Origin of the sequence: Stenotrophomonas sp. (assembly GCF_050737075.1) — a bacterium.
Taxonomy (GTDB): Bacteria; Pseudomonadota; Gammaproteobacteria; order Xanthomonadales; family Xanthomonadaceae; genus Stenotrophomonas.
Map to the genome: position 1 here is coordinate 14,417 of NZ_JBOHXV010000055.1, position 19,004 is coordinate 33,420.

Genomic DNA, 19,004 nt, shown 5'->3' on the forward strand with positions numbered 1-19,004 from the left:
CGATGGTGCAGTCTTGTCTGCCCGCGCCAACCCCTCAAGATCGATTTCCGCAACAGCCATTGGGTTTGGTTATAGTTGATCCATGAACAGGCCCTTTGAGCTGAACCTCAAGCATCTGCACGCACTGGTCGCCGTGCACCACCACGGCGGCATCAGCGCCGCCGCCCCGCACGTGAATCTCTCCCAGCCGGCGCTGACCCAGGCCATTGCCCGGCTGGAAAGCCAGCTCGACGCGACCCTGTTCGACCGCCAACCCGGCGGCATGGCGCCCACCGAAGCGGCGGAACTGCTGGTCCCGCGCATCGAGCGCGCGCTCGGCTACATCGCCGACGGCGTGCGCGTCGCACGGCGTGCGCAGCGCCTGCCCGCGCTGCCGGCGGTGGAACGACGCGTCACGCTTGGCCAGTTGCGGGCGCTGGTGGCAGTGGACGATGCCGGCAGCTTCACCCTGGCCGCGACTCGCGCTGGGATCTCGCAGCCGGCGATCTATCGCGCCGTGCACGAACTAGGCACCGCCATTGAAACGCCGCTGACCGAACGCCACGGCAAGACCGTGCGGCCCACCCCGGCCGCCACGCGCATGCTGCGGCTGGTACGGCTGGCTCTGTCGGAGCTGGCGGCGGGGCTGGACGAAGTGGCGCTGCTGCGCTCCGAACAGGGCGGCCGGGTCACGCTCGGGGTGATGCCGCTGGCGCGCGCGATCCTGCTGCCGCAGGTATTGGCCCGCTTCGCCCGCGCCCACCCCGGCGCATCGGTCAACGTGATCGAAGGCCCGTATGCCGAACTGCTGGGCGACCTGCGCGCAGGCAGCCTGGACCTGTTGATCGGCGCGATGCGCGACACCCTGCCCGTGCGCGATGTCGCGCAGGAGGGTTTGTTCGACGACGACCCGGTGATCGTCGCCCGCACCGGGCACCCGCTGGCCGGCAGCGACCCGCTCGACTTCGACCGGCTGTTGGCCTTCCCGTGGGTCATCGCCGCCACCGGCGCGCCGGTACGCGCCCGCTGGGAGCGCATGTTCCGCCAACAGGGCCACGAACCGCCGCGCCTGCGCATCGAATGCGGCTCGGTACTGATCACCCGCGGCCTGCTGCTGGAGGACGACTGGCTGACCCTGATGTCACGCGACCAGTTCGTGATCGAGCGCCGCGCCGGCCTGCTCTGCGAAATCGGCAGCGCCGGCGACGACCTGCGCCGCCGTATCGGGCTCACCACCCGCGCCGACTGGCACCCGACCCGCCTGCAGCGGGCGTTCGTGGAAACGTTCCGCGCCGTCTGCGCCGAACGCAGCAACGACGCCGACAACGCGTGGCCGTTCCGTTATCCGGCACGTTGATGGCATTGGAAACCGGCGCCTGGTCTTTGTGTCGCGGGATGCCTGGTATGCCGCCTCCCGGCCCCATCTGTGATCACCGTTGCTACGTGCCGCTCTTCCTTGTGTTGAGATGCACGTTCAACGCTACGGAAGGAATGCCATGGAAAGGCGCTTGCCATCAACCTCGACGTTTTTACTTTTGGCATTTCTTTGCTGTCTGCCCTCCAGCATCAACGCCAGCGGCAGCCTGTTCCGGTTCGAGGCTTCTCAGGGTGCATTCCATTTTTCGCTGGAGATGACAGGCCGCCAGGATGTCGGTTACATCCAGATCATGTCCAGCGAGTTCAAGAGCTATCTGCCACATCGCACCTACTACGTCGAATTCAATCGGGCTCAGAAACGGGCCTACATTCGCCCGCGCAAACGCGATGGCTTGCCGTGGTTTGAGGTCGATGTCGTAGGCAAGAAAGGTGTACTGCATTACGAGGGCCGACGCGTGCAGGGCACCGCCAATTGGACCCCCGAAGAGTGGGACAACTGAAGCGATGGCATCGCGACGGTAGGGTCGGTTCCCAAACGACTGCCGATAACGGGTCCGCACCCGGTAACGCATGACCTGAAACAAACAACGGCTCTCCGTTCCGACGTCATGAAAAGACGACCAAAAAAAACCCCCGGTTTTCACCGGGGGTTTTTCGAAACGTCCACCGACCAATGGTTGGTGGCTACCGGTGCCGGGCAGTGCCCGGCACCGCGTCAGGCGGCAACCGTCTTGGCCACGTCCTGGTAATCCTCGATCTGGTCGAAGTTCATGTAGCGGTAGATGTCCTTGCTGCTGGCATCCAGCACGCCGATGTCGGCCATGTACTCTTCCTTGGTCGGGATGCGACCCAGACGCGAGCAGATCGCGGCCAGCTCAGCCGAACCCAGGTACACGTTCGAGTTGCGGCCCAGGCGGTTCGGGAAGTTGCGGGTCGAGGTCGAGAACACCGTCGCGCCTTCGCGTACCTGTGCCTGGTTGCCCATGCACAGCGAGCAGCCCGGCATTTCCATACGGGCACCGGCGGTGCCGAAGGTGCCGTAATGGCCTTCCTTGGTCAGCTCCGAGGCATCCATCTTGGTCGGCGGGGCCACCCACAGCTTGGTCGGGATGTCGCGCTTGCCTTCCAGCAGCTTGGCGGCGGCACGGAAGTGACCGATGTTGGTCATGCACGAACCGATGAACACTTCGTCGATGGCCGCACCGGCCACGTCCGACAGCGTCTTGACGTCGTCCGGATCGTTCGGGCACGCCACGATCGGCTCGTGGATATCGGCCAGGTCGATCTCGATGACGGCGGCGTACTCGGCGTCGGCATCCGGCTGCAGCAGCTCCGGGTTGGCCAGCCACGCTTCCATCTTCTCGATGCGGCGGGCCAGCGAACGTGCGTCCTGGTAACCCTCGGCGATCATCCACTTCAGCAGCGTGATGTTGCTGGTGAGGTACTCGATGATCGGCTCCTTGTTCAGGTGCACCGAGCAACCGGCGGCCGAACGCTCTGCCGAGGCATCGGAAAGTTCGAACGCCTGCTCGACCTTCAGGTCCGGCAGACCTTCGATTTCCAGGATGCGACCGGAGAAGATGTTCTTCTTGCCGGCCTTGGCCACGGTCAGCAGACCGGACTTGATCGCGTACAGCGGAATCGCGTTGACCAGGTCACGCAGGGTCACGCCCGGCTGCATCTTGCCCTTGAAGCGGACCAGCACCGATTCGGGCATGTCCAGCGGCATCACGCCGGTGGCCGCCGCGAAGGCAACCAGGCCCGAGCCGGCCGGGAACGAAATGCCCACCGGGAAACGGGTGTGCGAATCGCCGCCGGTGCCGACGGTGTCGGGCAGCAGCATGCGGTTGAGCCAGCTGTGAATCACGCCGTCGCCCGGACGCAGCGAGACGCCGCCACGGGTGGAGATGAATTCCGGCAGCGTGTGGTGGGTCTTGACGTCCACTGGCTTCGGGTAGGCGGCGGTGTGGCAGAACGACTGCATCACCAGGTCCGCCGAGAAGCCCAGGCAGGCCAGGTCCTTCAGCTCGTCGCGGGTCATCGGGCCGGTGGTGTCCTGCGAGCCCACCGAGGTCATCTTCGGTTCGCAGTAGGTGCCCGGGCGCATGCCCTGGCCTTCCGGCAGGCCACAGGCGCGGCCGACCATCTTCTGCGCCAGCGAGAAGCCCTTGCCGGTATCCGGCGGGTCCATCGGCAGGCGGAACAGGTCGGTCGGGGCCAGGCCCAGCGCTTCGCGCGCCTTGGCGGTCAGGCCACGGCCGATGATCAGCGGAATGCGGCCACCGGCGCGCACTTCGTCGAACAGCACGTCGGACTTCACCTGGAACTCGGCGATGACCTGGCCGTCCTTCAGCGCCTTGCCGTCATAGGGACGCAGCTCGACCACGTCGCCCATGTTCATCTGCGACACGTCCAGCTCGATCGGCAGCGCGCCGGCGTCTTCCATGGTGTTGTAGAAGATCGGGGCGATCTTCGAACCCAGGCACACGCCGCCGAAGCGCTTGTTCGGAATGAACGGAATGTCTTCGCCGGTGAACCACAGCACCGAGTTGGTGGCCGACTTGCGGCTCGAGCCGGTACCGACCACGTCGCCCACGTAGGCGACCAGGTGGCCCTTGTCCTTCAGCGATTCAATGAACTTGACCGGGCCGCGCTTGCCGTCTTCTTCCGGCGTGATGCCGTCGCGCGCGTTCTTCAGCATCGCCAGGGCGTGCAGCGGGATGTCCGGGCGGGTGGTGGCGTCCGGGGCCGGCGACAGGTCGTCGGTGTTGGTTTCGCCGGTCACCTTGAGCACGGTGATGGTCAGGCTCTGCGGCACTTCCGGGCGGCTGGTGAACCACTCGGCATCGGCCCAGCTCTGCAGCACGCCCTGGGCATGCGCATTGCCGGCCTTGGCCTTTTCCTGCACGTCATGGAAGGCGTCGAACACCAGCAGGGTGTTCTTCAGCGCGGTGGCGGCGATCGCGCCGACGGCGGCATCGTCCAGCAGCTGGACCAGCGGCGCGACGTTGTAGCCGCCCAGCATGGTGCCCAGCAGCTCGGTGGCGCGCTCGCGCGAGATCAGCGCGTTGGTTTCGCTGCCGAAGGCGATGGCGGCCAGGTACGAGGCCTTGACCTTGGCGGCGTCATCGACACCGGCCGGCACGCGGTGGGTGAGCAGGTCGAGCAGGAACTCGGCCTCGCCCGCCGGCGGGTTCTTCAGCAGTTCAATGACGTCGGCCGTCTGCTGGGCGCTCAGCGGCAGCGGCGGGATGCCAAGCGCGGCGCGCTCGGCTACGTGGTGGCGGTAGGCTTCCAACATGACAACTCCCGGGAAATTCTTTGAAAAGACTTCGGTTGAATACGGCGGTGGAGTAACGGGCTCAGGCGTGCGGCACGATCAGCTTCAGGCCCTTGAAGTAGTCGCGGTAAAATTTGTCGTTCCAGGTGATCAGGCCGTCGCACTGCAGCAGCGCGTGCGCGCCGACCATGAAATCGTCCATGCCCCGGCGCTCGTTGCCGCGCTGGCGGTGGCGGCGGTGCATCTCGCCGGCGCGCAGGGCCGACTTGGCTTCCAGCGGGCTGAAATGGATGCCCATCTCTTCCAGCGCTTCCTGCACCTCGGCCCCGCCGCGCAGCGCGGCGCAGATCTCGGCCAGCACCACCCCGCAGATCACCACCCGCCCGCCAACCAGGCTCTGGCGCAGGCAGGCTTCCACCGCATCGGCCTGGGGGCCGTTGCTGAGCAGTTCGATCAGGACCGGGGAATCGACGGCGATCATGCGCGGCTTATTCCTCGTCGCGCACGGCGCGGACGGCCGTCTCGGCCGACTCGAAGCCGTCCAGCGCGAACTTGCCGCGGGCACGGGAAATGGCGTCGTCCACGCTCTTGCGCAGGATGATGCGGCTGCCGTCCAGCTCCACCTTGAGCTGGGTGCCCTTGGTGAGGCCCAACGCATCGCGCACTGCCTTGGGCAGGGTGATCTGACCGCGCTCGGCGACGGTGGCTTCCATGGGCTGGCCCTCTTTGGTATGTACGAATTATACATACTCAGCCATCCATACCGCCACGTGCATACCCGCCGCCTGGTGCACTCCGCACGACCGGAGGCCGTAGCAGGCCGGTCTGGTGAGCCAAACAGCGTCGAAAAGCCGGTATGTGCGCCGATCTGTGACGCAACTGACTGAATGAACGCGGCCAAACGCTAGAATGGCCAAGCAACACCCCATCGCCCAGAGAAGGACATCCCACGATGCGCACCACCGTTCTTACCCTCGCCCTGCTGCTCGCCGCTCCGCTGGCCCTGTCCAGCCAGACCGCCCATGCCAACCCCTTCGGCGGCTACAAGACCGGCACCCAGATCACCCAGCAGCAGATGGACGCGGCCGAAGTGGGCAAGACCACCCAGGACCACGTGCGCGACGCGTACGGCGCCCCCAGCCGCCGCGAGCAGATCGGCGACACCCAGATCTGGTACTACGACTACGTCAACATCAAGCACTTCGGCAAGAACGTGCAGGAAGCCACGGTGTTCGAGTTCGGCAAAAACGGCGTACTGACCGCCAAGTCCAAGACCAATGCCGTCGGCAAGACCGGCAACCCGCTGATCGACGCCGCCAACGGCAAGTAATCAGGCCGTACAACCGCACTTACGGACGGGGCGCCTTCGGGCGCCCCGTCTGCGTCTGGGCCTGCCGTGCTGACATCCACGCTACATGCGGCTGTGTAACCTTGCGTCCCATCACCCTGCCCTGCCAGGCGACGGCAGATCGCCGATACTGGCCGGGAACCGGGACCGCAAGGTCACGGGCAAACGCAAGCTGACCTGCCTCGGGCGGGCCATCGCAAGCCATCCGCAAGAGGAGTCACCCCGCATGAGCGATTCGTTCTCCACCCGCAGCCAGCTGGACGTCGGCGGCACGACCTACGACTACTTCAGCCTGCCCAAGCTCGGACAGCAGTTCGACATCTCCCACCTGCCCTATTCGATGAAGATCCTGCTGGAGAACCTGCTCCGGCACGAGGATGGCGGCATCACCGTCGGCAAGGACCACATCGAGGCCGTGGCGCGCTGGAACCCGCGCGCCGAACCGGACATCGAGATCGCCTTCATGCCGGCCCGCGTGGTCCTGCAGGACTTCACCGGCGTACCCTGCGTGGTCGACCTGGCCGCCATGCGCGACGCCGTGGTCAAGCTCGGCGGCCGCCCGGAACAGATCAACCCGCAGATTCCGTCCGAGCTGGTGATCGACCACTCGGTACAGGTCGATGTGTTCGGTACGCCGGATGCTCTGGACCTCAACGGCAAGATCGAATTCCAGCGCAACCAGGAACGCTACGGCTTCCTGCGCTGGGGCCAGAAGGCCTTCGACAACTTCAAGGTGGTGCCGCCCAACACCGGCATCGTCCACCAGGTCAATCTTGAGAACCTTGCCCGCGTGGTGATGACCGCCAACAAGGACGGGAAGGCTGTTGCCTACCCCGACACCGTGTTCGGCACCGACAGCCACACCACCATGATCAATGGCATTGGCGTGCTCGGCTGGGGCGTGGGCGGCATCGAGGCCGAGGCAGCCATGCTGGGCCAGCCCTCCTCCATGCTGATTCCGCAGGTGGTGGGCTTCAAGCTCACCGGTCGCCTGCCCGAGGGCGCCACCGCCACCGACCTGGTGCTGACCGTCACCCAGATGCTGCGCACGCACGGGGTGGTGGGGAAGTTCGTCGAGTTCTTCGGCGAGGGCCTGCAGCACCTGCCGCTGGCCGACCGCGCCACCATCGGCAACATGGCGCCCGAGTACGGCGCCACCTGCGGCATCTTCCCGATCGACCAGGAGTCGCTGAACTACCTGCGCCTGTCCGGCCGCAGCGAGGCGCAGATCGCCCTGGTGGAGGCCTATGCCAAGGCGCAGGGCCTGTGGCATGACGCGCAGACCGTGCATGCCAGCTACAGCGCCACGCTGGAACTGGACATGGGCGAGGTCAAGCCGTCGCTGGCCGGGCCCAAGCGCCCGCAGGACCGCGTGCTGCTGCAGGACGTGAAGCAGAACTACCGCGACAACCTCGGCGGGCTCACCACCAACCGTGACAAGCGCAGCGCCGACGTGTCCACCTTCGTCAACGAAGGCGGCGGTGCGGCCGTGGGCAACGAGCAGCTGGCCAAGGGCTATGCCGACGTCGAGCTGGACGGCAACCGCTTCCGCCTCAAGGATGGCGCGGTGGTGATCGCCGCCATCACCTCCTGCACCAACACCTCCAACCCGGCGGTGATGATCGGTGCCGGCCTGCTGGCACGCAATGCCGCCGCCCGCGGCCTGGACCGCAAGCCGTGGGTGAAGACCTCGCTCGGCCCGGGCTCGCGCGTGGTCACCGATTACCTTGAAAAGGCCGGTGTGCTCACCGAGCTGGAGAAGGTGGGCTTCTACGTGGTCGGCTATGGCTGCACCACCTGCATCGGCAATTCCGGCCCGCTGCCCACCGAAGTCAGCGCCGGCATCGCCAGCGGCGACCTGGTGGTTACCTCGGTGTTGTCGGGCAACCGCAACTTCGAGGGCCGCGTGCACCCCGAAGTGAAGATGAACTACCTGGCCAGTCCGCCACTGGTGGTGGCCTATGCGATCGCCGGCACCACCGACATCGATCTCACCACCGAACCGCTCGGCACCGGCAACGATGGCCAGCCGGTGTACCTGCGCGATATCTGGCCGAGCAACAAGGAGATCGGCGATGTGATCGCCGCCACCATCGGCCCGGAGATGTTCAAGCAGAACTACGCCGACGTGTTCAAGGGCGATACCCGCTGGAACACCATCCAGTCGCCCGACGGCGACCTGTACGAATGGGACGGCAATTCCACCTACATCAAGAACCCGCCGTACTTCGAGGGCATGACCATGCAGGTCGGCCAGATCGACGACGTGCACGGCGCCCGGGTGATGGGGCTGTTCGGTGATTCGATCACCACCGACCACATCTCCCCGGCCGGCAACATCAAGAAGGACTCCCCTGCCGGGCGCTTCCTGCAGGAGCGCGGCGTGCAGCCGGCCGACTTCAACAGCTACGGCAGCCGCCGCGGCAACGACGATGTGATGGTGCGCGGCACGTTCGCCAACATCCGCATCAAGAACCTGATGTTCGGGGGCGAGGAAGGCGGCAATACCCTGTACTTCCCCGCCAACGGCGGCGAGCCGCAGAAGCTGGCGATCTACGACGCGGCCATGAAGTACAAGGCCGACGGCGTGCCGCTGGTGGTATTCGCCGGCAAGGAATACGGCACCGGCTCGTCGCGCGACTGGGCAGCCAAGGGCACCAACCTGCTGGGCGTGAAGGCAGTCATCGCCGAGAGCTTCGAGCGCATCCACCGCTCCAACCTGGTCGGCATGGGCGTGCTGCCGCTGCAGTTCAAGGCCGGCGAGAACGCCCAGAGCCTGGGCCTGGACGGCTCGGAGCGGATCGATGTGGGTGGCCTGGACAACGGCGTCAGCAAGACCGCCACGCTTACGGCGACCAAGGCCGACGGCAGCAAGAAGACCTTCCAGGCCCACGTGATGCTGCTGACCCCGAAGGAAGTCGAGTACTTCAAGCACGGCGGCCTGTTGCAGTACGTGCTGCGGCAGTTGGCCGCAAAGCAGTGATGGGTCACGACCTAGGGTCGTGAATCATCACCCGGTAGCCCCGGCCGTTGGCCGGCCCAAGGACCCTTGGGCCGGCCTCCGGCCGGCGCCACCCATCCTGAACCGCCTATTTTTCATATTTTTCCCAAAACCACCCTTTCATCCCATCCGCGGTATGCTGGCCCCATCGCCACTGCCGGGATTCCCGCCATGCTGCACGCCCTGAAGTTCGACCCGATCACCGAGTTGACCCGCACCACGGCGTCGGCGGTGAAGGAGCACTGGCGCAAGGTCATGCAGGACGTGCGCGAGCGCCAGATGGTGCTGGTCACCAACCACAACGAACCGCAGGCGGTGATCATTTCCGCCGAGCAGTACCAGGCCCTGCAGGCCCAGGTGGTGGACCTGCAGCGCAACCTGGCCTCGCTGCGCGAGCAGGCCCCTGCCCTGCAGCAGCTGCGCGACAGCTTCGATGCCCGCCTGTCCAGCCTCGACGAGGCCGGCGCCGGCCGCAAGGCGCGCGCCCTGCTGCGCAAGCCTGCCCGGCTCAAGGGCAAGGTCCAGGCCGGCACCGGCTACTGATGCCGCGCCCGTTTCTGTTCGTGCTGGCCGGGGTCAATGGCGCCGGCAAGAGCTCCATCGGTGGGCACCTGCTCCGCGAGGCCGGACTGGACTGGTTCAATCCGGACGCTTGGGCACGCCAGCTGCGCACCGAACTGCATATGACCCAGGCCGAGGCCAACGCGCAGGCCTGGGCCGAGGGCTTCCGGCGCCTGCAGGAGGCGATCCGCGAGCGCCGCAACCATGCCTTCGAGACCACGCTGGGTGGGCGCTCCATCGCCGCCACGCTGGCCGAGGCCAGCGCCAGCCATGACGTACTGGTCTGGTACTGCGGCCTGGCTTCGCCCGAACAACACCTGGCGCGGGTCCAGGCCCGGGTGCAGGCCGGCGGCCACCCGATCAGCGAGGCCGACATCCGCCGCCGCTTCCCGCTGGCCCTGCACAACCTCGCCGCGCTCATGCCGCAGCTGGCGCAGCTCCAGGTCTATGACAACAGCACCGACACCGCCCCCGGCGATGCCGTGCACGACCCGCAGCGGGTCCTGCAGATGGAGGCCGGCCGGCTGACCTGGCCCGAGCCGGACGACGCCGACCAGCTACGCCGCACCCCGTCGTGGGCCGTGCCGCTGATGGAGGCCGCGCTGCAGTGCGACGAGGCCACCGCCAGGGGGGCCTCGTGACCCCCACATGCACGCTGGCTGCACGCGACTTTCACGAGTCCTTCGCGTTTTCCATTCGGACCGGTATGCTGCCGGTGACTGAAACGACGGATACTCTCCGTCATCGCACGACACCATCAACGTTTCCTGGAGGGGGAATATGAGTCTGGAACGTCCCTGGCTGCAGAGCTATCCCAACGGCGTACCCGCCGAAATCGACGTCAACGAGTTCCATTCGGTGTCGGCCGTGTTCGACACGTCGGTGGCCAAGTTCCGCGACCGTCCCGCCTACTCCAGCTTCGGCAAGGTGCTCACCTACGGTGAAACCGACGCCCTGGTCGAGCAGTTCGCCGCCTACCTGCTGGGCGAGCTGAAGCTCAAGAAGGGCGACCGCGTCGCCCTGATGATGCCCAACTGCCTGCAGTACCCGGTGGCCACCTTCGGCGTGCTGCGTGCCGGCCTGACCGTGGTCAACGTCAACCCGCTGTACACCGCCCGCGAGCTCAAGCACCAGCTGGTGGACTCCGGCGCGGCCGTGCTGGTGGTGGTGGACAACTTCGGCGACACCGTGCAGCAGGTCATCGCGGACACGCAGATCAAGCAGGTCATCACCACCGGCCTGGGCGACATGCTCGGCCTGAAGGGCGTGGTGGTGAACTTCGTGCTGAAGTACATCAAGAAGATGGTGCCCAACTACAGCCTGCGCGGCGCGATCCGCTTCAAGCAGGCGTTGAAGCTGGGCAGCGGCCACACCCTGCCCAAGGTGGAGCTGGACCACGACGACGTGGCCTTCCTGCAGTACACCGGCGGCACCACCGGCGTGGCCAAGGGCGCCATGCTGACCAACCGCAACCTGGTCGCCAACATGCAGCAGGCCTCGGCGTGGATCTCCGCGTCGGGCATCGAGATGGGCAAGGAGTGGATCATCACCGCCCTGCCGCTGTACCACATCTTCGCGCTCACGGCGAACGGCCTGGTCTTCATGAAGTTCGGTGGCTGCAACCACCTGATCACCAATCCGCGCGACATGAAGGGCTTCGTCAAGGAGCTCAAGGCGACCCGCTTCACCGCCATCACCGGCGTCAACACGCTGTTCAACGGCCTGCTCAACACCCCCGGTTTCGACGAGATCGACTTCTCGTCGCTGAAGGTGACCCTGGGCGGCGGCATGGCGGTGCAGCGCTCGGTGGCCGAGCGCTGGAAGAAGGCGACCGGCGTGACCCTGGTCGAGGCCTACGGCCTGACCGAGACCTCGCCGGCGGCCTGCATCAACCCGCTCAACCTGGCCGAGTACAACGGTGCGATCGGCCTGCCGATCCCGTCCACCGACGCCTGCGTGAAGGACGACAACGGCGTCACACTGGCCCCGGGCGACGTCGGCGAACTGTGCATCCGTGGCCCGCAGGTGATGAAGGGCTACTGGCAGCGCCCGGAAGAAACCGCCAAGGCGATCGACGCCGACGGCTGGCTGCACACCGGCGACATGGCGCGCATGGACGAGCACGGCTTCTTCTTCATCGTGGACCGCAAGAAGGACATGATCCTGGTGTCCGGCTTCAACGTGTACCCGAACGAAGTCGAAGACGTGATCGCGATGATGCCCGGCGTGCTGGAAGTGGCTGCGGTAGGCGTGCCGGATGAAAAGTCCGGTGAAATCGTCAAGGTGGTCATCGTCAAGAAGGACCCCAACCTGACCGCCGAAATGGTCAAGGAACACGCCCGCGCCAACCTGACCGGCTACAAGCACCCGCGCATCGTCGAGTTCCGCAAGGAACTGCCGAAGACCAACGTCGGCAAGATCCTGCGCCGCGAGCTGCGCGATACGCCGGCCGAGTAAGCGCCCGCCGTACGCACTACCCGAACGCCCGCAAGGCATCCCCTTGCGGGCGTTCTGCGTTGCATCATCCCGCGCTGGTGCCATGCGGACACTCACGGAATCATCGAATTCCTAAACGACGCCACCCTCACCCGCCTGCAGCGCCGCCGCGCACCACGGACCGGGCAATACGCCTGCGGCGCAAGGATCCTGCGTCCAGCGCACGCTTTGGGGACCCCCACCGGCAAAGGGGACGACGTTTGCATTGCGGCCCGGGCTGGCGGTGTAGCATCGCGGCGTGTGGACCCGTCAGGCCTGCCGCCCACCGTCCTCCCAGCAGGCCAACCCGCCGAGGTGATCACCATGCAATCCATCGAGAAGCTCCCGTATGCCCGCGGCTACGCGACCATCCGCACCGAAACCACCGGCGACAACGCCGCCCACTGGTTGTTCATGCATGCCGATGCCGCGACCGGCATTCGTCCCTGCTGCCGCAAAGACATGCTCGACGAAATGTGGAGTGTGATGAACCAGATCACCCTGTCACCGGCCGAGCGCAACAGCGGCAAGCTGCGCCATTTCGTCCTCGCCTCCGACGCCACCGCCTACAACCTGGGCGGCGACCTGGAGCTGTTCGCCCGGCTGATCCGCGAAGGCAACCGCGACCGTCTGCTGTCCTATGCACAACGGTGCGTTGAAGGCGTGCACCACCTGCACACCGGCTTCGGCGGCGACGTGCGTTCGATCGCGCTGATCCAGGGCGATGCGCTGGGCGGTGGCCTGGAAATGGCCCTGGCCTGCCACACCATCGTCGCCGAGGAAGGCTGCGGCATGGGCCTGCCGGAGGTGCTGTTCGGGCTGTTCCCGGGCATGGGCGCCTATTCGTTCCTGTGCAAGCGCGTGGCCCCGCAGCTCGCCGAGAAAATCATCCTCGAAGGCCGCGTGTACTCGTCCGAGGAGATGTTCGCCATGGGCGTGGTCGACGTGCTGGTGCCGAAGGGCCAGGGCGTCAAGGCGGTCGAAGACATCATCCGACAGCAGCAGCGCACGCCCCGCTCGTACCTGGCGATGAATGCCGCGAAGAACCTGGCACAGGCCGTGGGCTATGACGAGCTGCTGGAGATCACCAAGATCTGGGTCGACTCGGCCCTGGCGCTGGAAGACAAGTCGCTGCGCACGATGGACCGTCTCATCAAGGCGCAGACACGACGCGCGCAGTCCGATGCGGCGTGACCGCGCCAGCGGTCCCGGCATCCGATAAAAGCCCGGTCAGCACCGGGCTTTTTTCTGACCGCAGGCTCAGCGGAGGTCGATGCCGCCGTCGTCGGCCGACGCACCCGGGCGCGGGCGCTCTTCCAGCGCCTGGCGTCCTTCCTTGATGGCGGTGCGGATCAGCTTGATACGCTCGCCCCATTCGCTCTTGAGCTGCCAGTCGGCCATGTGCATGACCTCGCCGGCGCGATAGGCCACGCGCACCAGGCCCAGGTTGCTGGCCACGCCCTTGATGGCGTGGGCCTGCTCGCGCAGGAGCACCCAGTCGCCGCGCTCGCCCGCCTCGGTCGCCACCGCGACGCACTGCTTGGCATCGGCCAGGCACTGGCGGATGAACTCCTGCTCGAAGCTGTCGCCCATGCCCAGCGAGGCCAGCTCGTCGAGTACGCCGGTATCGAGTACGCCCGCGGCCACCGGCGCCGGCTGCACCACCGGCGCACGCCCACGCAGGCCGTTGTTGACGGCAATGTCGGCCAACGTGTCGAGCAGGCGCACCGGCACCACCGGCTTGGCGAAGAACGTGTGCGCGCCGGCCTGGGTGCATTGCTGGATCGATTCGGGGGTGACATCGGCGCTCAGCACCAGCACCGGCGTGCGCGGGCCGCCGCCGGCCTGCAGCACGCGCAGTTCCTTGAGCATGTCCAGGCCGCTCATGCCCGGCATGTGCAGGTCGACGATGGCGACGTCGTAGTCGCTCTCGGCCATCGCATCGAGCACGGCCTCACCGCCGTTGACGCAGACCACCTTGTGCCCTGCCTTCTGCAGCAGCCGCTGCAGCACCAGCCGGTTGGCCTGGTGGTCGTCGGCGACCAGCACCTTCATGCTGCGCACCCGCGCGCGGTGGCGCAGGAACGGGTCGGCGAAGGCGATCACGTTGTCCGGCACGCCCTGCTGGCCGTCGCCGAACACCGCCGGGGTGAATTCACCCGCAAGCACCGGCGGCAGCGCGAACGGCAGCTCGAACCAGAAGCAGCTGCCCTGCGGCGGGTTCTCGACATAGCCGATCTGTCCCCCCATGGCCTCGACCAGGCCGCGCGAGATCGAGGTGCCCAACCCGCTGCCCTCGTGCCGCCGGCCCAGGCTCACATCGGCCTGCTCGAACGCCTGGAATAGGCGCGCGCGCATTTCCGGATTGACCCCCATTCCCGTGTCGAAGATCTCGAAGCGCAGCCGCACCAGGTCGTTGCCCTCTTCGCGAAGCTGCGACACGCGGATTTCCACCTTGCCGTATTCGGTGAACTTCACCGCATTGCCGGCCAGGTTCAGCAGGATCTGGCGCAGGTGGCCCAGGTCGCCGCGCAGCAGCTTGGGCACGCCCGCCGCGACCTTGACCTGATAGTCCAGCCGCTTCAGCCGTGCCTGCGGCAGCAGGATCAGCCCGATCGACTGGACCACGTCATCCAGCGAGAAGTCCTCGGCCACCACACGCAGTTTGCCGGCCTCGATGGCCGAGATGTCCAGCACTTCCTCCACCAGGGTGAGCAGGCTGCGCGACGACGCCTGGATGGTGTTGACGCACTCGCGCTGCTCGTCGTCCAGCGTGGTGGTGGCCAGCACTTCGGTCATGCCCGACAGCCCGTTGAGCGGCGTGCGGAATTCATGGCTCATGTTGGCCAGGAAGCGGCTCTTGGCCTCGCTCGCCCGACGCGCCTCGTCCATCGCATGGGTCAGCTGGCGCAGCAGGCTGGCGAAGTACAGCGGCACCGCCGCCAGGCCCAGCCACAAGCCGAAGCCCAACCGCGCGTTGGCCTGCCAGTAGCCGGTGGCCAGCACCGTGACCCCGAAGCTGACCAGCGCCATGCCGACGGCGGTATACAGGTACTTGTTGCCGTAGCGCATGCCGTTGCCGACGGTGACCCACATCACCACGATGTAGACCCACGACAGCGGCTCGCCCATCTGCACCATGCCGGCGGCGATCAACCCGTAATCGGCCAGCATGCCGGCCACGCGCCTGGGGTCGGACCACTGCGGGCGCGCCAGCAGCCACGCGAACAGCAGCACCGACAGCACCAGGCCGGTGAGCACGATACCGAGCACCACCTGGTACTGGTGGTGCGGCAGGTCGTTGCGCACCCCCGGCATCAGCACATAGCCGAGGATCAGCACGATCAGGACGATGCGTACGATCGCCTGCCCGTGCTCACTGTCGGAACGATTGCCCAGCTGGTGTTTCAGCAGCGCAACACCGGGGAGCGTGCCGAGCCGCTCCTTCAACGCCTGGAACGGACTGTGCACGTCACATCCCCGGTCGGGACGACGCAGTGGAATGCTGCGCGCAGATATCGTCGAGCTGCTCGCGGCCACGCAACAGCGCGTCCACGCAGCGCGGGTCGAACAGACGCCCGCGCTGGGCGTAGAGGTAGGCCAGGGTGGCTTCCATCGTCCATGCTTCCTTGTATGGTCGCGGCGAGATCAGGGCATCGAAGACGTCGGCGACCGCCACGATCCGCGCTTCCAGCGGGATCGCCTCGCCAACCAGCCCATCGGGATACCCGCTGCCGTCAAAACGTTCGTGGTGGCGCAACGCGATCAGCGCGCCCACCTGGATGAAACGGTTCTGGCTGCCGCTCAGCAGCTCGTAACCGATGCGTGGATGCCGGCGCATGATGGCCAGCTCCTCCTCGTTGAGCTTGCCCTGCTTGAGCAGGACCGCGTCGGGAATGGCGATCTTGCCCATGTCATGCAGCGGGGCCGCCATTTCGATCAGCTTGACCTCTTCCTCCGGCAGCCCAAGCTGCTCGGCGATCAGGCCCGCCACATGCGCCATGCGTTCGAGATACGCACTGGTGCCGGCGTCGCGGAATTCGATCGCACGGGCCAGCCGCGAAAGCGTCTCGCGCTCGCGCTCCTCGACCTCGTGCATGCTGGCCAGCAGCCGCTGCTCCAGCGACAGGGCGCGCTGCTTGACGTTCTCGGACTGCTGGCGCAGCTGCAACAGGTTGTAGCAGCGTGCACGCAGTTCGCGGGGACGGATCGGCTTGACCAGGAAATCGATCACGCCGGCTTCGAGCGCGGCCTGGCGGATCGGCTCGTCGCCGACCACCGTGATCAGGATCACCGGAATGTCGCGGTGCTTGGGCAGCCGGCGGAAGCGGCGGGCGAACTCCAGCCCGTCCATCTCCGGCATGCGGTAGTCGAGCAGCAGCAGGTCCACCCCATGCGCCTCGCACCACGCAAGCGCGGTGAGCGGGTCGCCGAAATCATGCACGCTCAGTTCCGGCGCGATGTCCTCGATGACATGCCGCAGCATCGTGCGCGCGGACGTCTGATCGTCAACGATGACAATATTCAAGTCAGCTTCCGTCGTCTTCCTGGACCACACTGGAACATGCTGCGGAAAGGATACTCCGCCGCTCTGAATACCGGCACCTTGCATGGGACCCACCTCCGGTCATGATCTCCCCGTTCATGATCGTGGTCACAATGTGATGTGCATGTCATGCCCACCCCGACCCATCATGAAACGCGTGGCCTATCGCGCCTAGGCGCCTCTATAGGCCACGTTGAAACCATACCCCCACGGCCACGCAAGAGGAACCCCGCCGGTCATGCCGGGCCCCGCCCTACCTGACGCAGGTCTCAGTTTTCCGGGCGCATGTACGGGAACAGCAGCACATCGCGGATGGAGCTGCTGCCGGTGAGCAACATGACCAGGCGATCGATGCCGATGCCCAGGCCGCCGGTCGGCGCCATTCCATACTCCAGCGCACGGATGTAGTCGGCGTCGTAGTGCATGGCCTCGTCGTCGCCGCCTTCCTTGGCCGTCACCTGGGCCTGGAAGCGCGCCGCCTGGTCTTCCGGGTCGTTCAGCTCGGAGAAGCCGTTGGCCAGCTCCTTGCCGTTGATGAACAGCTCGAAGCGGTCGGTATAGCCCGGCTGGTCGTCATTGGCGCGGGCCAGCGGGGAGACCTCGACCGGGTGGTCGGTGATGAAGGTCGGCTGCACCAGGGTGTGCTCGACGGTGGCCTCGAAGATCTCCAGCAGCAGCTTGCCCCAGCCGTAGGACGGCTTGATGCGGATCTTCAGGCGCTCGCAATGGGCGGCCAGCGCATCGCGGTCGGTGCAGTCGGCTGCGCTGATTTCCGGGTTGTGGTGGCGCACCGCCTCGTCCATGCGCCAGCGGCGGAACGCCGGGGCCAGGTCGATGGTGGCGCCGTCCCACTCCACCGTGGTGGTGCCCAGCACCTTGCTGGCCACGTCACGGATCACGCCTTCGGTCAGGTCCATCACTTCGTTGTACGTGGCGTAGGCCTCGTACAGCTCCATCATGGTGAATTCCGGGTTGTGCCGGGTGCTGACGCCTTCGTTGCGGAAGTTGCGGTTGATCTCGTACACGCGCTCCAGGCCACCCACGACCAGGCGCTTGAGGTACAGCTCCGGGGCCACGCGCAGGTACAGGTCCAGGTCCAGCGCGTTGTGGTGGGTGGTGAACGGCTTGGCCGTGGCGCCGCCGGGGATGTAATGCATCATCGGCGTCTCGACTTCCAGGAAGTCGCGGTTGTCCAGCCAGGCGCGCATGGCGCGGATGATCCGCGAGCGCTTGATGAACACCTCGCGCGACTCCGGGGTCACGATCAGGTCCACGTAGCGCTGGCGGTAGCGCTGCTCCACGTCGGCCAGGCCGTGCCACTTGTCCGGCAGCGGGCGCAGCGACTTGGTGAGCAGGCGGATGCTGGTGGCCTTGACCGACAGCTCGCCGGTCTTGGTGCGGGTCAGCCCGCCCTCGACGGCGATGATGTCGCCCACGTCCCAACCCTTGAAGGCGGTGTAGACATCGCCCAGCGCGTTGCCCTGCAGGAACAGCTGGATGCGGCCGGACTCGTCCTGGATCTGGGCGAAGCTGGCCTTGCCCATCACGCGCTTGGCCATCAACCGGCCGGCCATCTTCACGGTGCGGTCGGTGGCTTCCAGCGCCTCGGCGGTCCACTGTTCGGCATCGGCGAATTCGCCCTGCAGCGTGCCGGCGAAGTCCTCACGACGGAAGTCGTTCGGGTAGGCGATGCCCTGCCCGCGCAGCGCGGTCAGTTTCGCGCGGCGCTCGGCGATGAGGCTGTTCTCGTCGACGGGGGTCTGCGGCGCGGCGGTCTGATCGTTCATGGCGTGGGTCTATGTCTGGGGGATATGGACAGGGATTGCGGAACCCGGGGCGTACCGGGGTGGAGCGGATCGGGCCGCACGCGGCGGCCCGACCGTCAGGCGTCGAGGCGTTTGGAGCCGACTTCCAGGCCGGACTTCAGGCTGGCCTCGACGAATTCGTCGAGATCGCCGTCCAGTACCTTCTGCGTGTCCGAACGCTCGATGCCGGTGCGCAGGTCCTTGATACGGCTCTGGTCCAGCACGTAGTTGCGGATCTGGCTGCCCCAGCCGATGTCGGACTTGGTGGCTTCCACCGCGTCACGCTCGGCGTTGCGCTTCTGGATTTCCAGCTCGTACAGCTTGGCGGCCAGCATCTTCATCGCGTTGTCGCGGTTCTGGTGCTGGCTGCGGCCGGTCTGGCAGGCCACGACCGTATTGGTCGGAATGTGCGTGATGCGCACCGCCGATTCGGTCTTGTTGACGTGCTGGCCACCGGCGCCGGACGAACGGTACACGTCGGTGCGCAGGTCGGCCGGGTTGATGTCGATTTCGATGTTGTTGTCGACTTCCGGCGAGACGAACACCGAGGTGAAGCTGGTGTGGCGGCGGTTGTCCGAATCGAACGGCGACTTGCGCACCAGGCGGTGCACGCCGGTTTCGGTCTTCAGCCA

At 66.4% G+C, this 19,004-nt stretch carries 15 protein-coding genes; 8 read left to right on the forward strand and 7 right to left on the reverse strand.

What is annotated here, in order from left to right:
• Nucleotides 1-82: 82 nt before the first annotated feature.
• Nucleotides 83-1,336: a LysR family transcriptional regulator gene (locus ACREPD_RS13825; protein WP_431599848.1), complete on the forward strand. Its 1,254-nt coding sequence runs from the start codon at nt 83-85 to the stop codon at nt 1,334-1,336.
• A 139-nt stretch (nt 1,337-1,475) separates the two neighbouring features.
• A complete protein-coding gene (locus ACREPD_RS13830) occupies nt 1,476-1,856 on the forward strand; it encodes a hypothetical protein (RefSeq protein WP_431599849.1) in 381 nt (126 codons plus the stop codon).
• A 215-nt stretch (nt 1,857-2,071) separates the two neighbouring features.
• Here ACREPD_RS13830 and acnB read toward each other — a convergent pair whose 3' ends face one another.
• From acnB to ACREPD_RS13845, 3 genes are all read right to left on the reverse strand, one after another.
• Nucleotides 2,072-4,657: a bifunctional aconitate hydratase 2/2-methylisocitrate dehydratase gene (acnB, locus tag ACREPD_RS13835; protein WP_431599850.1), complete on the reverse strand. Its 2,586-nt coding sequence runs from the start codon at nt 4,655-4,657 to the stop codon at nt 2,072-2,074.
• A 61-nt stretch (nt 4,658-4,718) separates the two neighbouring features.
• Nucleotides 4,719-5,117 carry a type II toxin-antitoxin system VapC family toxin gene (locus ACREPD_RS13840; RefSeq protein ID WP_431599851.1) on the reverse strand — a complete coding sequence of 133 codons (399 nt, stop codon included), beginning with the start codon at nt 5,115-5,117 and terminating at the stop codon, nt 4,719-4,721.
• Between the two features lie 7 nt (nt 5,118-5,124).
• Complete coding sequence (locus ACREPD_RS13845) at nt 5,125-5,349, reverse strand: AbrB/MazE/SpoVT family DNA-binding domain-containing protein (RefSeq protein ID WP_431599852.1); 225 nt, start codon at nt 5,347-5,349, stop codon at nt 5,125-5,127.
• Between the two features lie 239 nt (nt 5,350-5,588).
• On the opposite strand from ACREPD_RS13845, the gene bamE reads away from it, so the two are divergent.
• The 6 genes from bamE to ACREPD_RS13875 all read left to right on the forward strand — a co-directional run bounded on the left by bamE (nt 5,589) and on the right by ACREPD_RS13875 (nt 13,215).
• Nucleotides 5,589-5,966 (forward strand): outer membrane protein assembly factor BamE domain-containing protein, encoded by a 378-nt coding sequence (gene bamE, locus ACREPD_RS13850; protein ID WP_431599853.1) that lies wholly within the window; start codon nt 5,589-5,591, stop codon nt 5,964-5,966.
• Between the two features lie 244 nt (nt 5,967-6,210).
• Nucleotides 6,211-8,967, forward strand: coding sequence for an aconitate hydratase AcnA (gene acnA / locus ACREPD_RS13855; RefSeq protein ID WP_431599854.1), 2,757 nt, complete (start codon nt 6,211-6,213; stop codon nt 8,965-8,967).
• A gap of 189 nt (nt 8,968-9,156) precedes the next feature.
• Nucleotides 9,157-9,528, forward strand: a complete 372-nt coding sequence (locus ACREPD_RS13860; protein ID WP_421570524.1) for a type II toxin-antitoxin system Phd/YefM family antitoxin — start codon at nt 9,157-9,159, stop codon at nt 9,526-9,528.
• Complete coding sequence (locus tag ACREPD_RS13865; RefSeq protein ID WP_431599855.1) at nt 9,528-10,187, forward strand: AAA family ATPase; 660 nt, start codon at nt 9,528-9,530, stop codon at nt 10,185-10,187. The genes ACREPD_RS13860 and ACREPD_RS13865 overlap by 1 nt, the downstream gene beginning before the upstream one ends.
• A 139-nt stretch (nt 10,188-10,326) precedes the next feature.
• Entirely contained in the window at nt 10,327-12,003 is a 1,677-nt protein-coding gene (locus ACREPD_RS13870) for a long-chain fatty acid--CoA ligase (RefSeq protein ID WP_431599856.1), read from the forward strand.
• A 342-nt stretch (nt 12,004-12,345) separates the two neighbouring features.
• Complete coding sequence (locus tag ACREPD_RS13875; RefSeq protein ID WP_431599857.1) at nt 12,346-13,215, forward strand: crotonase/enoyl-CoA hydratase family protein; 870 nt, start codon at nt 12,346-12,348, stop codon at nt 13,213-13,215.
• Nucleotides 13,216-13,281: 66 nt separating this feature from the next.
• Here ACREPD_RS13875 and ACREPD_RS13880 read toward each other — a convergent pair whose 3' ends face one another.
• The 4 genes from ACREPD_RS13880 to ACREPD_RS13895 all read right to left on the reverse strand — a co-directional run.
• Nucleotides 13,282-15,492, reverse strand: coding sequence for a response regulator (locus tag ACREPD_RS13880; protein WP_431599858.1), 2,211 nt, complete (start codon nt 15,490-15,492; stop codon nt 13,282-13,284).
• A gap of 1 nt (nt 15,493) precedes the next feature.
• Nucleotides 15,494-16,633: an HD domain-containing phosphohydrolase gene (locus ACREPD_RS13885; RefSeq protein ID WP_431599859.1), complete on the reverse strand. Its 1,140-nt coding sequence runs from the start codon at nt 16,631-16,633 to the stop codon at nt 15,494-15,496.
• A gap of 203 nt (nt 16,634-16,836) precedes the next feature.
• On the reverse strand, nt 16,837-18,354 hold the full coding sequence (gene lysS / locus ACREPD_RS13890; RefSeq protein WP_431599860.1) for a lysine--tRNA ligase: 1,518 nt from the start codon (nt 18,352-18,354) through the stop codon (nt 16,837-16,839).
• A gap of 95 nt (nt 18,355-18,449) precedes the next feature.
• Nucleotides 18,450-19,004: peptide chain release factor-like protein (locus tag ACREPD_RS13895; protein WP_431599861.1), on the reverse strand; the 555-nt coding region annotated here is incomplete at its 5' end.

Excerpts from the sequence above, each read along its gene's own strand:
- ACREPD_RS13825 (WP_431599848.1), top strand. The coding sequence starts at position 83 with ATGAACAGGCCCTTTGAGCTGAACCTCAAGCATCTGCACGCACTGGTC.
- ACREPD_RS13830 (WP_431599849.1), top strand. The coding sequence starts at position 1,476 with ATGGAAAGGCGCTTGCCATCAACCTCGACGTTTTTACTTTTGGCATTT.
- acnB (WP_431599850.1), bottom strand. The coding sequence starts at position 4,657 with ATGTTGGAAGCCTACCGCCACCACGTAGCCGAGCGCGCCGCGCTTGGC.
- ACREPD_RS13840 (WP_431599851.1), bottom strand. The coding sequence starts at position 5,117 with ATGATCGCCGTCGATTCCCCGGTCCTGATCGAACTGCTCAGCAACGGC.
- ACREPD_RS13845 (WP_431599852.1), bottom strand. The coding sequence starts at position 5,349 with ATGGAAGCCACCGTCGCCGAGCGCGGTCAGATCACCCTGCCCAAGGCA.
- bamE (WP_431599853.1), top strand. The coding sequence starts at position 5,589 with ATGCGCACCACCGTTCTTACCCTCGCCCTGCTGCTCGCCGCTCCGCTG.
- acnA (WP_431599854.1), top strand. The coding sequence starts at position 6,211 with ATGAGCGATTCGTTCTCCACCCGCAGCCAGCTGGACGTCGGCGGCACG.
- ACREPD_RS13860 (WP_421570524.1), top strand. The coding sequence starts at position 9,157 with ATGCTGCACGCCCTGAAGTTCGACCCGATCACCGAGTTGACCCGCACC.
- ACREPD_RS13865 (WP_431599855.1), top strand. The coding sequence starts at position 9,528 with ATGCCGCGCCCGTTTCTGTTCGTGCTGGCCGGGGTCAATGGCGCCGGC.
- ACREPD_RS13870 (WP_431599856.1), top strand. The coding sequence starts at position 10,327 with ATGAGTCTGGAACGTCCCTGGCTGCAGAGCTATCCCAACGGCGTACCC.
- ACREPD_RS13875 (WP_431599857.1), top strand. The coding sequence starts at position 12,346 with ATGCAATCCATCGAGAAGCTCCCGTATGCCCGCGGCTACGCGACCATC.
- ACREPD_RS13885 (WP_431599859.1), bottom strand. The coding sequence starts at position 16,633 with ATGCAAGGTGCCGGTATTCAGAGCGGCGGAGTATCCTTTCCGCAGCAT.
- lysS (WP_431599860.1), bottom strand. The coding sequence starts at position 18,354 with ATGAACGATCAGACCGCCGCGCCGCAGACCCCCGTCGACGAGAACAGC.